At 62.9% G+C, this 13,625-nt stretch carries 12 protein-coding genes; 8 read left to right on the top strand and 4 right to left on the bottom strand.

Going from position 1 to position 13,625, the window contains the following annotated elements:
* Positions 1-167 precede the first annotated feature (167 nt).
* Complete coding sequence (locus ACZ5ZH_RS14125) at positions 168-1,037, top strand: LLM class flavin-dependent oxidoreductase (protein ID WP_464772719.1); 870 nt, start codon at positions 168-170, stop codon at positions 1,035-1,037.
* Here the strand turns inward: ACZ5ZH_RS14125 and ACZ5ZH_RS14130 are convergent.
* Positions 1,024-2,124, bottom strand: coding sequence for a helix-turn-helix transcriptional regulator (locus tag ACZ5ZH_RS14130; protein ID WP_464772720.1), 1,101 nt, complete (start codon positions 2,122-2,124; stop codon positions 1,024-1,026). The genes ACZ5ZH_RS14125 and ACZ5ZH_RS14130 overlap by 14 nt on opposite strands.
* A 78-nt stretch (positions 2,125-2,202) precedes the next feature.
* Here ACZ5ZH_RS14130 and ACZ5ZH_RS14135 point away from each other — a divergent pair, with 78 nt between their 5' ends.
* The 7 genes from ACZ5ZH_RS14135 to ACZ5ZH_RS14165 all read left to right on the top strand — a co-directional run bounded on the left by ACZ5ZH_RS14135 (position 2,203) and on the right by ACZ5ZH_RS14165 (position 9,432).
* The gene (locus tag ACZ5ZH_RS14135) at positions 2,203-2,832 is read left to right on the top strand and encodes a nuclear transport factor 2 family protein (protein ID WP_460988744.1); all 630 of its coding nucleotides are present in this window, start codon (positions 2,203-2,205) and stop codon (positions 2,830-2,832) included.
* A gap of 6 nt (positions 2,833-2,838) precedes the next feature.
* Positions 2,839-3,912, top strand: a complete 1,074-nt coding sequence (locus ACZ5ZH_RS14140) for an alkene reductase (RefSeq protein ID WP_464772721.1) — start codon at positions 2,839-2,841, stop codon at positions 3,910-3,912.
* Between the two features lie 38 nt (positions 3,913-3,950).
* Positions 3,951-4,742 carry an SDR family NAD(P)-dependent oxidoreductase gene (locus ACZ5ZH_RS14145; protein WP_464772722.1) on the top strand — a complete coding sequence of 264 codons (792 nt, stop codon included), beginning with the start codon at positions 3,951-3,953 and terminating at the stop codon, positions 4,740-4,742.
* Positions 4,743-4,747: 5 nt separating this feature from the next.
* A complete protein-coding gene (locus ACZ5ZH_RS14150; RefSeq protein WP_464772723.1) occupies positions 4,748-5,563 on the top strand; it encodes an SDR family NAD(P)-dependent oxidoreductase in 816 nt (271 codons plus the stop codon).
* A 22-nt stretch (positions 5,564-5,585) separates the two neighbouring features.
* Positions 5,586-6,341 carry an SDR family NAD(P)-dependent oxidoreductase gene (locus ACZ5ZH_RS14155; RefSeq protein ID WP_464772724.1) on the top strand — a complete coding sequence of 252 codons (756 nt, stop codon included), beginning with the start codon at positions 5,586-5,588 and terminating at the stop codon, positions 6,339-6,341.
* A 31-nt stretch (positions 6,342-6,372) separates the two neighbouring features.
* Positions 6,373-7,836, top strand: coding sequence for an FAD-dependent oxidoreductase (locus ACZ5ZH_RS14160; RefSeq protein WP_464772725.1), 1,464 nt, complete (start codon positions 6,373-6,375; stop codon positions 7,834-7,836).
* Between the two features lie 99 nt (positions 7,837-7,935).
* Entirely contained in the window at positions 7,936-9,432 is a 1,497-nt protein-coding gene (locus ACZ5ZH_RS14165; protein ID WP_464772726.1) for a flavin-containing monooxygenase, read from the top strand.
* 182 nt (positions 9,433-9,614) lie between these two features.
* Here the strand turns inward: ACZ5ZH_RS14165 and ACZ5ZH_RS14170 are convergent, their stop codons facing one another.
* The 3 genes from ACZ5ZH_RS14170 to ACZ5ZH_RS14180 form a co-directional block, all read right to left on the bottom strand.
* Positions 9,615-11,771, bottom strand: a complete 2,157-nt coding sequence (locus tag ACZ5ZH_RS14170; RefSeq protein ID WP_464775250.1) for an oxidoreductase — start codon at positions 11,769-11,771, stop codon at positions 9,615-9,617.
* A 204-nt stretch (positions 11,772-11,975) separates the two neighbouring features.
* A complete protein-coding gene (locus tag ACZ5ZH_RS14175; protein ID WP_464772728.1) occupies positions 11,976-12,938 on the bottom strand; it encodes an aldo/keto reductase in 963 nt (320 codons plus the stop codon).
* 230 nt (positions 12,939-13,168) lie between these two features.
* On the bottom strand, positions 13,169-13,618 hold the full coding sequence (locus tag ACZ5ZH_RS14180) for a TadE family protein (protein ID WP_464772729.1): 450 nt from the start codon (positions 13,616-13,618) through the stop codon (positions 13,169-13,171).
* Between the last annotated feature and the right edge of the window lie 7 nt (positions 13,619-13,625).

The following is a 13,625-nucleotide window of genomic DNA, read 5'->3' on the forward strand; positions in this document are numbered from 1 at the left end:
TGTATGCCATTTACGCCGACATATGCGTAGCAGCGAGCGCGAATGCGCACGAACCGGATCATAGGCGGAGTTGACTGAATTTCCCGCTGAAGGGATAAGGTCGAAAGCATCGGGTCTGATCGGCGCAGCCCGCCGGACCTGAGAATAATATGTGGAAGGAGAGGACGATGCGCTTTCATCTGGGCGAGTCGATGACCGCGATCCAATATTACGCGCCGCTGGCAAAGGCGGCCGAAGCGGCGGGCTATGCAGGGTTCACGGTGCCCGATAGCCTGATCTACCCGCAAAGTTCCGGCACCAAATATAGCTATACCGACGATGGCGGGCGCGAATTCCTGGAGAACAAGCCGTTCCTCGAGTCGTTCATCCATGTGACTGCGATGCTCGCCGCGACGCAGACGCTGGAGGTGACGACCAATGTCGTGAAGTTGCCGGTGCGGCCGCCACTCTATGTCGCAAAGATCGTGGCGTCGATCGAGGCCTTGTTCGACAACCGCTTCAACTTTGGCGTGGGCCTGAGCGTATGGCCGGAAGATTATGCGGTCATGGGCGTGCCGTGGGAAGGGCGGGGCAAGCGGTTCGATGAGTGCATCGATATCGTGCGCGGCCTCACCAATGGCGGCTATTTCGAATATCATGGCGAGTTTTTCGACTTGCCGCCGGTGAAGCTCAATCCCGTTCCGACAAAGCCGGTGCCGATCCTGATCGGCGGCCATTCCGACCCTGCGCTGAAGCGCGCGGCGCGCAATGATGGCTGGATGTTTGCGGGGGGTGGCATGGATATGATGCTGCCGATGTTGGAGAAGCTGGCGGCGTATCGGGAGGAACTTGGGCGCAAGGATGCCCCGTTCCGCATCTTCGGTTCGGCCATGGGGGAGGTCGATCTGGATATGATTCGTCGGCAGGAGGATGCGGGCGTGACTGATGTCGTCGCCTCTTTCCGCAATCTGTACGCGGTGGAAGAAGATAGTCAGCCGTTGCAGGAGAAGATCGACGATCTCAACCGCTTTGCCGAGAAGATCATCAGCCGCTACTGATCGGCGTTTCCCGGCCGCCCTGGCGCAGTTCGCGCCAGCGGCTAGGCGATGATCCTGTCCATTGCTGGAAAGCGCGGCGGAAGGCGCCGGTGTCGCTGAACTGCGTGCGGCGGCCCACTTCGGTGATGGTGAGGCGGGGGTCGTCCAGGAGCCGGGTTGCGAGGGCGCGGCGTGCTTCGGTCTTGAGTTGCACCAGTGATGTGCCTTCATCGGCGAGGCGGCGTTTCAACGTGGCGACGCTGATGCTGAACTGGCGGGCAAGTTGGGACGCGGTTGCGGGCGCCTCGCCACTTCCGAGCATGGCGCTGAACATGTGCTGGATGCGCTCCGACAGGGGCGCGTCCAGCGATTGCGGCTGTTCGACGTCGAAGGGGAAGCGTTCGAGCAGATGCTCCAGTTCATGATGGCTGCGCAGGACCGGGCGGTCGAGATAGCTGGCGGGGAAACGCAGGCTGTTTTCCGGTGCGCCATGCTGCATGGGCACGGGCATGAGATAGGAAATGGTCTGCTCGTCCAGCAGGGGCGGGTAGCGCATCGCCGCACCGAGCAGCGGAATATCCTCGCCGATCAGCCAGCCGAATAGCCGGTAATAGGTGGAGAGGCCCGCAAGGTCGGACACATAGGCGCTGGCGTTCCTGATCTGGCGCGGGGTCGCCATGTCGAGCCGCGCGACGCCGTCATCGACCTTCAGCCGCAGCCGCCCTGCGCGTGGCCCGATAAGCTCGGAAAAGCGATCCGTGCGATCGATCACGTCCGCCAATGTGCGGCAGGTGATGATGCAGTGGCAGAGCATGTCCACCCCCGCCTTGGTCAGAGGCTCGCGTCCTTCCTGCCGGGCTGCCTGCGCATCGAGAGCCCAGGTGCAATGGGCGTAGAGGCGGGTGAAATCATCCTGCGAAAGCCCGCGCTGCGCGGCGGTTCCGCCGATCGGCGGCCCTATGAGGTGGGACAGGCTCGCTTGGCGGAGAAGCTCTGCCGGATCGACGCCGATTTCCGCCACCAGCCGTAGCAGATCGCGGGCGATGGCGACGGGGACACGCGTCGCCACCGGACGCGACAGATGTTTGGTGTTGAGCCGTTTTGTCATGACCTTTGAGCTATTCTGGCATTTCCAGAGGCAGGGAGAAAGGGGAAACAAACGGTCCAAATAGAAAGGATCGAGAGGGTGGCGGACGAGAGCCTGATTGCGCGCATAGACCGACTGGAATCGCTGGATGCGATCCGTCAGCTGGCCGCGAAATATTCGCTGGCGCTGGACATGCGCGATTCCGACGCCTGGGTGAACCTGTTTCCTGAGGATGTGAAGGTCGGCGGCGGCAAGCAGGGGCGCAAGGAACTGCGCGACTGGTTCGACGAAACCCATTCGATGCAGTTTGATGGCACGTCCCACCATATTGGCGGCCACATCATCGATTTCGACGATCCCGACCATGCGCAGGGCGTCGTCTATTCAAAGAATGAGCATGAGACCGGCGCCGAATGGGTCATCATGCAGATGATGTATTTCGATAAATATGAGCGGATCGACGGCCGCTGGTATTTCCGCCGCCGCTTGCCGCTTTATTGGTACGCGACGGACCTCAACAAGCCGCCGATCGGTGATCGCAAGATGCGCTGGCCGGGCGTGCAGCCCTATCATGGCAGTTTCCACGACCTGTTCCCGAGCTGGAAAAGCTATTGGGACCGGCATGGGCAGCCGCATGATGGCCCGGTCGATGCGCCCGCGCCGCTGGAAAAATTCATTGAAACGATGCGGCGCGGCGCTCCGCTGCCCAAGCCGCGCGTACGGAGCTGATTTGCTATGACGGATATTTTCTCGCCCGTGACATTGGGTGACATTACGCTGTCCAACCGGATCGTCATGGCGCCGATGACCCGCGACCGGGCGGGGCCGGGCGACGTGCCGACCGACATCATGGTCGAATATTATCGCCAGCGCGCAAGCGCCGGGCTGATCGTGACGGAGGGAACGCAGCCTTCGCCCGTCGGCAAGGGATATTGGCGGACGCCCGGCATCCATAGCGCGGCGCAGGTCGAAGGATGGCGTAAGGTCGCCGACGCCGTGCATGGCGGGGGCGGAAAGATCGTCATGCAGCTGATGCATGTCGGCCGCGCCGCCGTGCAGGCGAACAAGGATGCGGACGCAGAGACGATTTCGCCGTCAGCCATTCAGTGCCCGGACAAGATCCCCGGACCCGACGGCGTGCCGGTGGAAACGGTCGTGCCGCGCGCGCTGGAAACGGATGAGATTCCCGGCGTCATTGCGGAATATGTGACGGCGGCGCGCAACGCGATCGCCGCTGGTCTGGACGGGATCGAGCTGCATTGCGCCAGCGGTTACCTGCCGATGCAGTTCCTGTCATCGAACAGCAATCACCGGACCGACCGCTATGGCGGGTCGGTGGAGAACCGCATTCGTTTCGTGGTCGAGTTGCTGGAGGCGCTGGCCGACGCCGTGGGTGCGGGCCGGGTCGGCTTCCGTATCTGTCCGGGCGTCAAGTTCAACGGCATGGATGATGCGAACCCGCATGAAACCTATGCGGCGTTGTTGAACGCTATCGACGGCATGGGCCTGGCCTACTGCCATCTGATCCACATTCCGCTCGAAGGGCAGGACGCGCTGGAGTTGGTCCGCGCCAACTGGAGCGGCGCGGTGATCGAGAATGGCGGCCTGAACCTGGAGAAGGCTTCGGCGGTGGTCGAGCAAGGGAAGGCCGAGGCCGTGTCCTTCGGCTATCTCTACATCGCCAATCCCGATCTGGTGGAGCGTTTCCAGACGGGGGCAGCGCTCAACAAGGCCAACAAGGCCAGCTTCTACACGGGCAGTGGCGACGATCGGGTCGGTTATCTGGATTATGCGCTGCTGGACGCATGAGCGGCGGGTAGGGTCACAAGACTATAAGGAGAGGTAATATGGCAAAGCTGCTGGAAGGGCGCACGGCGCTCGTCACCGGGGGTGGGCAGGGTGTTGGTCAGGGCATCGTGCGGGCGCTGGCCGCTGCCGGGGCGAATGTCGCGATCGCGCAGCGCAAGGCTGATCAGGGCGAGGAAGAGGCGCAATATCTGCGCGACACGCATGGGGTTGATGCTTTTTTCATCCGCACCGATGTGACGCAGCGCGCCGAGGTGGAAGCCATGGTTGAGGCCGTGCACCAGCGGTTCGGGCGGCTCGACATATTGGTCAACAATGCGGGCGCCAGCTTCCCCAAGCGGATCGAGAAGCATAGCGACGAGGATATGGAGGGATCCTTCGCCCTCAACTATTATGCTGTGTTCTGGGCCATGAAGGCGGCTTTCCCGATCATGAAGGCGCAAGGCTATGGCCGCGTGATCAACCTGGGATCGCTGAATGGCGTCAACGCGCACATGTTCACCGTGGCCTATAATGCCAGCAAGGAAGCGATGCGGGCGCTGACCCGGACGGCGGCGGTGGAGTGGGGGCCGCATGGCATCACCTGCAACACCATTTGTCCTTCCGCGACGAGTCCGCAGGCTAAGGATTATTTCGCGGCCAATCCTGAGATGACGCAGGCGATCCTGCAACAGGTTCCGGCCGGGCGCTTTGGCGACGCGGAAGCGGATATTGGTCCGATCGCGGTGTTCCTCGCTAGCGAGGGCGGCGGCTATATGAGCGGCAACACCCTCTTTGCCGATGGTGGCGCGCATGTGAACGGCGTCGCCTGGCGTCCTGAAGTAGAGGATTGATCTCCATGGAACGGCTGAAAGGAAAACGCGCTGTCGTGACCGGCGGCGCGCAGGGGATTGGTGCGGCTATTGCGCGGCGCCTCGCTGCCGAAGGGGCGACGGTCGCGATACTTGATCTGGATGCGGCGGCGGCTGGCGCGGTGCTGCCTGCGCCGCATGTGGGGATTGCCTGCAACGTTGCGGACACAGCTTCAGTGGACAGGGCCTTTGCGCAGGTGAAGGAGGCGCTGGGCGGCGTCGACGTGCTGGTCAACAATGCCGGGCGGGGTAGCGCGGCAGGCGACGGCATGGACCGCTATTATGCGGCGCAGGGGGAGCGGGCTGAGCAAATCGCGCGGGGCGAGGCGCCGACGACCTTTGTCGATCAGACGATCCATTGCGGGGATGAGGGCTGGTCCGGCGTGCTGGCCGTGACGTTGGACGGTACGTTCAAATGCAGCCGGGCGGCGGTTCGGTTGATGGCGGAACAGGGGACTGGCGGGAGCATCGTCAACATCGGATCGACGTCTGGCGTGAAGGGCGATGGGCCTATCCCTTATTGCGCGGCGAAGGCAGCAGTGCTGGGCATGACGCGGGCGATGGCGCGGGAGCTGGCGGATCGCGGCATCCGGGTCAATGCGGTTAATCCCGGTGCAACCGAGACGCCGATCTATGCCACTTTGCCTGCGGAGATGAAGGACATGATCGCGGCGGATAGCCTGATGAAGCGGCTGGCCCATCCGGACGAGATTGCGGGCGCCGTGGCGTTTCTGGCAGGCGATGACGGCAGCTTTGCCACGGGCAGCATCGTGACCGTGAATGGCGGGGCCTACTTCACATAATGAGAGTGGATCGGAGCAGGACATGAAGGCACTGGAAGGCAAGGCAGCGATCGTAACCGGCGGCGCGCGCGGGGTGGCCAAAGGTGTGGCGACGGCCTTCGTCAAGGCGGGAGCCCGCGTGCTGATCGTCGATCGGGAGGAGGAGCTTGGCCGCGCGACCGAGGCGGAATTGCGGGCGCTGGGAGGCGAGGTGCATTTCATGGCCGTCGATCTGGCGCAGCGGGCGGAGTTGCCGAAGATCGTCGAGGCGGCGGTCGGGCATTTCGGCGGTTTGGATGTGCTGGTGAACGCGGCGCAGGCTTCGCGCCAGTTGCCGATGGCCGAAACGACCGACGAGGCCATGGAACTGGCTTTCGACACCGGCTTCTGGCCGACTTTCGTGTTGATGCGTGAAGCCTATCCGCATCTGGTTAGAGCCAAGGGGTCGGTCATCAACTTCTCGACAGGCGCGGCGTTCGATGCGATCCCGACGCAGGGGTCTTACTGCGCGGCGAAGGAAGCGATCCGCGCCATTTCCAAGATCGCGGCCAGCGAATGGGGCGCGGAGGCGGTGCGGGTGAACATCATTTGCCCGTTCGCCAATTCGCCGGGCGTGATGGCGTGGAAGGAATGGGCGCCCGCCGATTATGATACGCAGATCAGCAAGGTTTCACTGAAGCGTATCGGCGATTGCGAAAAAGATATCGGAGCAGCCGCCGTATTCTTGGCAAGCGACGCGGCAGGTTATATCACCGGCCAAACGCTGATGGTGGATGGGGGGCAGACAAAGGCCTTCTGACCCCGATCGCATAAGGAGAGGACAGTTTTTCGTGACCGACATTTCGCTTCATCGCCCCTATCCCGCCAGCAAGGTCGAACGGTGGGATTTCGAAACCGACGTCGCGGTGATCGGCTTTGGCGCGACGGGTGCGTGCGCCGCGATCGAAGCGGCGGCGGGAGGCGCGCGGGTCATGCTGTTCGAACGTGGTTCGGGCAGTGGCGGCGCGTCGGCCTTGTCGGGCGGTGAGATTTATATCGGCGGCAGCGGTGGGACGGATGCCCAGCGCGCGGCGGGGTTCGAGGACAGCACGGAGGATATGGCCGCCTATCTGAAGGCGGCGGGCGGGCCTTGCGCGGACGAGGCGAAGTGCGACCTTTATGCGCAGGAATCGCTCGGCCACTATGCCTGGCTGAAGGAGCAGGGCATCCCCTATCGCGGCAATTATCTGCCCGGCAAGCATATCGAGCCGACGGACGATTCCACCCTGATCTGGTCGGGCAGCGAAGCGGCATGGCCCTTTTGCGAGAAGGCAAAGCCTGCGCCGCGCGGGCATGTGATCGCGCATATGGGTTGGGGCGGCGGGCGGCCGATGGTCGATCTGCTGGAGGCTCGCGCGAAGGCGCTTGGCGTTGAAGTGACGACCGATGCCCGCGCCGTGGCGCTGGTGCAGGATGAAGCGCGGCGGGTCGTCGGGGTCATCGTGCGCATCGACAATGTCAACCGCTTCGTTCGGGCGGCGAAGGGCGTTATCCTCTGCACGGGCGGCTTTGCCTTCAACGAAGATATGCGCCGCCGTTATTGCCCGGAAACGTTCAAGATCAGCAGCCCGATCGGCGATCAGGATGATGGCGTGGGGATCGAACTGGGCGTCAGCGCGGGCGGTGACGCCGTCCATATGGAGCAGTTCTTCACAACCTGTCCCTGGACCATGCCGGAGCCGCAGGCCTATGGCGTTTTCGTCAATCAGATGGGCCAGCGCTTCATCAATGAGGATTGCTATCACGGCCGGGTCAGTCGCGCTGCGATCGACCAGTTGGGGGATCGAGTATATCTGCTGCTCGACATCGCCCATTTTGACGAGCCGCTGCCCATGGCGGGGATGACGATCGCGGGGACTGGCGACAGCTGGGAAGAGGTGGAAGCCGAACTGGAAATGGCGCCGGGCACGCTGTCGGCTACCATGGCCTTCTATAATGAACATGCGCGGGAGGGGCGTGATCCGCTGTTCCACAAGCGCGCGCCGATTCTGATGCCCCTGGATCAGGGGCCGTTCGTGGCGCTGGAGTTGAATTTCGCGACCAGCTATTTCAGCTTCTTCACGCTGGGGGGCTTGAGGACATCGACCGATGGCGAGGTGCTGGACCGGGCTGGCGTGCCGGTCGCGGGCCTGTTCGCGGCGGGGCGCTGCACTTCGGGTCTTCCGGCATGGGGGCATGGTTATAGTTCCGGCCTTAGCCTTGCGGACTGCACTTTCTTCGGACGGCAGGCCGGGCGGAAGGCTGCGCGGGGCTGATCTTCGCCTGTCGGTCAAGACCTGATCCATTTGCATGATGTGCGGCGTTGCCCGTCGCATCATCATAATGGTCAGAAACACAACCGACAGGAGAGTGACTTGTCCATCGATCAGGGCCGCAAAGGTCTGCGCTTCGCCGTTATTGGAGCGGGCATGGCGGGCATCCTTGCCGCCATCCGCCTGCGCCAGGCGGGCGAGGATTTCACCGTTTATGAAAAGGCCGGGCGCCTGGGCGGCACCTGGCGGGAAAACCGCTATCCGGGCCTTACCTGCGACGTGCCAGCGCACGCCTATACCTATAGTTTCGAGCCGTACGCGGAATGGGACGCCTATTATGCCAAGGGCGGTGAAATACAGAGATATTTCGAAAAGACGGCCGACAAATATGGCATCATGCCGCACGTCCGTTTCAACAGCGAAGTCATATCGACGGCTTGGGACGAGGGCGCTGGCCTCTGGCGGCTGGGGCTGATCACCGGCGAAGAGGTTGAGGCCGAGGTCGTGATTGCCGCTTCTGGTGTGCTGCACCATCCCAAGTTGCCCGATATTGAGGGATTGGACAGTTTCGAGGGACGGGCTTTCCACAGTGCCCGTTGGCAGGATGATGCACCGGTCGATGGCGCGCGGGTCGGTGTGATCGGCAATGGGTCTACCGGCGTGCAGATCATCACGGCACTCAATATGCGTGCGTCGAAACTGGTGCATTTCCAGCGGTCGCCGCAGTGGATCATGCCTGTTCCCTATTTCCAGTATAGCGAGGAAGAGAAGGAAGCATTCCGTCGTGATCCCGCGTTGATCGACGACATTCGCAACAACAAGGAATATTGGGACAACATCTTCCGCTTTACTCACGCGATCACGGACACGCATGGCCCTGAGATCGCGGCGATCGAGCAATACTGCCTCGACAATCTGGAAAACAGCATTCGCGATCCTGAGCTGAAGGAAAAGCTGCGGCCCAATTATCGCGCGGCGTGCAAGCGGCTGATCTACAGCTGGTCCTATTATGATGCCGTCCAGCACCCGAATGTCGAGGTGGAGCGTGACCGCATTGCCCGTGTGGAAGCGAAGGGCGTACGGATGGAGGACGGGCGGCTGCACGAATTCGATACGCTGGTGTTGGCGACGGGCTTTCATGCAGACCGCTTCATCCGCCCGACAACGGTGGTGGGCCGCGATGGCGTTTCGCTGGACGATGTGTGGTCCGTTCGTCCGACCGCTTATTATGCTGTGACGATCCCGGGCTTTCCGAACTTCTTCATGTTGAATGGGCCGACGGGACCTGTCGGCAACTTCTCCCTGATCGACATTGCGGAGAAGCAATGGGCCTATGTTGATCAGTTGCTGGACCTCCTTCGCTCCGGAGAGGCGCGGACGGTTGAACCGAGTGCTGACGCTCATGCGGATTATGAGGAAAGGCGCATCGCGGCGGCGCGCACGACGATCTTCGGATCGGGTTGTAACAGCTGGTATCTGGATGCGACTGGCGTTCCGGCAAGCTGGCCGTGGAGCTATGAGGCGTTTGCCGATGCCATGGCGGCGCCGGTGATGGCGGATTATCGGGTTGAGGCTGGGGCGGAATTGGTTGAGCGGTGAGGGGTTTTTAATCCCTCAAATCCGTTCGGGCTGAGCTTGTCGAAGCCCTTCACTGCTAAAAGGAAGTAAAGCCCTTCGACAGGCTCAGGGCGAACGGGGAGAGGTGGTCAAGATAAGGGCCGCCTAGATACAAAAAGGGGAGCGTTGCGGCGCTCCCCTTTTCTTTGACGTTCAAAGTCCGATCAGCGGCCCATGGCGGCTACGGCTTCAGCCGCGCCACGGATCGCGCCTTCGATGTAGGTGACGCCGGTGCCGTCGCCGACCTCCACCACATCATGGCCCTGTGCGCGAAGCGCGTTGGCGAGGGTGGAGTCGCCGTGGGCGCCCATGGCAACCACCACATGGTCGGCAGCTATGCTCTTCTGCTCCCCGTCTGCACTGGTGAAGGTGACGCTGTTCTTGCCGATCGCGATGCCGCTCGCGCCGGGGAACATGGCCACGCCATGTTCGCGCAGCTCGGCTAGCAGGCGCATGCGGCGCACCAGCAGCAGGCCACCGCCGAACCGGGGGGCTTCGCCGATGACCGTTACCTCTCGGCCACGTTCCATCAGGAATTCGGCCAGCTCCACGCCGACCAGTTCGCCGCCGATGATGACGACGCGCTTGCCGAGCGGCATCCAGGCGTGGGTCGCCTTGCGCACCAGATCAAGATTGGCGGTTGCGCCGGTTGCCGCGCCGAGCTTTGTCGCGACGCGGGTCGTCCAGCTAGTCTTGCGGCGGATTTCAGCGGAGTCCTCGCCCAGCATCATGCCGCGCAGGTCGTCGCCCGACAGAACGAAGTCCTGATCATTGCCGGGGATCGGCGGCATGTCGCGCACAGCGCCGGTCGCGACGATGACCTTGTCGGGCATCAGGCTGGCGATCAGTTCCGGGGTCGCCACCGTCTTCAGGCGCACATCGACCTTAGACTGGCCGATCTGGTCGCGCAGCCAGTTGAGCAGCCGCTCATTGGGTTCATAGGCGAGACCTGCGAAGCGCAGCGTGCCGCCGAGACGATCGGACTTTTCAATGAGCGTGACCTTGGCGCCCGCAAGGTCCAGCCTGCGCGCGGCCTCCATGCCGCCGGGGCCACCGCCGACGATCACGACATGGCCCGGAACCTTGGCTGGGGACCAATCGAGGTCCTCATAGCCGGTTTCCGATCGGACGGCGCAGCGCACCTGTTCGCGCAGATAGGCGGTGCTGACGCAGGTATAGCAGTAGATGCAGGGACGGATGTCGGCGACCCGGCCCTCCGTCAGCTTGCGGGGCAGGTCCGGGTCCGCAAGCAGTTTGCGGCCCATGGCGAGGAAGTCGAATTCGCCCTGCGCCGATCCCTTTTCGCCCCGGTCGATTTCCACCCGGCCCGATGCGATCACCGGGATGGAAACGACCTTCCGGATGGCGGCGGCGGCCTCCAGATTGAAGGCGGGTTCGTGCGGGATGTTGGAGCCCGAATGAAGTTTGCCCTGGCCCACATCATGATAGGCGGTGATGGTGAGCGCGTCGGCGCCCGCTGCTTCGACCAGCGGCGCAAGTTCCAGGGCATGGTCGATGGTGATGCCGTTCTTCTTGCCCAGTTCGCGCGAGTCCATCTTGACCCACATCGGGAAGTCGGGACCGACCGCCGCACGAACGGCGCGCACGACCTCCAGCAACAGGCGCGCGCGGCCCGCCACGTCGCCGCCATATTCATCCTGGCGCGTGTTGGTGGAGGGGGAGACGAAGGAGGAGAGCAGGTAGCCATGGCCGCCATGGATTTCCAGACCGTCCATTCCGGCGCGCTTGGCGCGGAGCGCTGCGTCGGCGAACTGGCGGACGGCGACGTCTATGTCGGCTTTCTCCAGAACCTTCACCTGCGGTTCGACGCCGCCAGCGAATGCCGCCATTTCTTCGGGCAGGAAATAGTCGGGGAAGTCGCCTGCAAAGGGGGGCGGATAGGCCGGAGCCCAAAGGGGATGGCCGTCCTGCGCGCTATGCCCGGCGACGAGGCCGCCATGGTGAAGCTGTGCCGCGATCCGTCCGCCAGCTGCGTGGACGGCCTCGGTGAGTTTCGTGAGGCCCGGCAGGAAGCGGTCGTCCGAGATTGCGGTCTGGTTGGGCTGAACCGCGCCCACTGGCCAAGCGACGCCGGTGACGCCCATGATGATCAGGCCCGCGCCCCCCTTTGCCTGTGCGACATGATAATCGATCAGGCGCTGGCTGACCGTGCCGTCTGCTTCGGCCAGGCTGACGCCCATGGCGGTGACGATGATTCGGTTGGGGAGGGTCAGCGCGCCGATCTGGCCCGGCGTGGTGAGAGATGCAGGCGCTGCGCCCGACCGTGATTGTGAGAGGGCAGGGGCAGCGGTCATCATCATCTCCTACATTTGCCACATGCGTATCGTCTTATCGCCTTTTACCGCTTCATTCGCGGTTAGTCAGGCAAAAATAATGGTGATCGCGTAAGAATTTGTACAATCCGTTTCAGATTGATCGCTTCGCGCAAATTTGATCAGGATGAACAATAAAAAAGGGGGCGATCACCCGATCGCCCCCTTTCATTCCTTTTACGCTGAGGAAGATCAGCCGATCTTCAGCGCCGCTACTTCGTCAGCCGACAGTGTGAGCGAGGCGGCCTTGACGGCTTCCTCGATACGGGCCGGGCTGGACGCGCCGAAGATGGGGATCACCTGCTGCGGCTGGTTCAGGAGATAGGCCAGCGCCACGTCCGAAACGCTGACGCCATGCTTGGCGGCGACGTCCTTGGCGGCGGCCAGACGGTCCTTGTTGACCGGGTTGTCATAGAAGCCCTGAAGATGCTCGGGAACTTCGCCCTTTTCGGCGAAGGCGAAGTAGCCGCGGCTCTGCGAGCAATAGGGGATGATGGCGAGGCCAGCATCCTTGAGCTTGCCGCCATGATCTTCGAAATACATCTGGTAGCCCTGAGCGGTGGCAGCCTCTTCATTGGGCTTGGCGAGGCCCCAGAAGGGTTCGACGGCGACAAAGCCGGCCTTGCCGTTCGCCTTGGCGTATTCATTGGCTTCGAGCACGCGGGCGTCCGACCAGTTGGATGCGCCGAAATAGCGGATCTTGCCCGCATTCTTGGCATCGTTCAGGAAGTCGATCAGTTCGGCAACCGGGGTTTCCGGATTGTCCATGTGGACCCAGTAGAGGTCGATCGTGTCGACGCCCAGATGCTCAAGGCTCTCATTGAGGTCGCTGCCGATGTCGGTGGCGTTGACGCGGTTGCGATAGTCGCCCGCACGCATGTCGAAATGACCGCCCTTGGTCGCGACGATGACGTCTTCGCGCTTCTTGCCCTTCAGCCAGGCGCCGATGGCGCGTTCGCTGGCGCCCTTGGGCGCGTCGGGCATCCAGTCGCCATAGGAACGGGCGGTGTCGACGAAATTGCCGCCAAGCTCCAGGAACTTGTCGAGGATCGCGTTGCTGCGGTCCTGGTCGATCGACCAGCCCAGCATGTTGGTGCCGTAGCACAGACGGCTGACCGAGAGGTCGGTATTGGCGAGCGTGACCTTTGAAAGCATGGCTAACTCCTGCATGGCGGCGTCTCTTGCGGGTGCAAAAGCGTGCCCTAAACTACCCCGCGGACATCCGAACTAGCGCTCATCGCCGTTCCGGACATCCCGCGACGCGCGGACAATCAATGTTGCGCGCGCGTCATGGCGAGAGCGGACAGTTACGCAGCCGTCGGCGAAAAGGAAAGGGGGATTGTTGATATTCGTAGCTGTTACGGCAGGGCGGGCAGCCGGGCCGGTCAATAGCTGCCATTGGTGACGATCACCGTTGCGCCGAGCGTGGTCGAAGGCAAGGGGATAAAGGTGGCGTAGCGCATAAGCGGCGACCCGCTCATGTCGTAGCGGACCTGCACCTTGAATTGCCCGACGCCGTCTGGCGCGGCCTGAATGTCGGGCGTCCCTCCCGAGCCAAGCAGCGTGCCATAGCCGTTGATGACAGCCTGTGCGCGGGTGCGGGCCAGTGTGGCTCGTTCGCTGGAGGAAAGCCCCGCCATCGCGGCGCGCGCGCCTTCCGCAGCGGCATGGCGGACGCCGAGCAGGGCCGAGAACCAGAAGGAATAGATGATGATCGCGAAGATGAGCATCAGCAGCGCTGGAGCGACGAGCGCGAATTCCAGCGCCGCGATGCCCTTCTGACAGTGGAGGAGCCGGGACGCGGGCGCGCGGCTCCTCCTGCGATGGGCTTTCATCGGGGGT

This window comes from Sphingobium sp. TomMM7A (genome assembly GCF_055397305.1).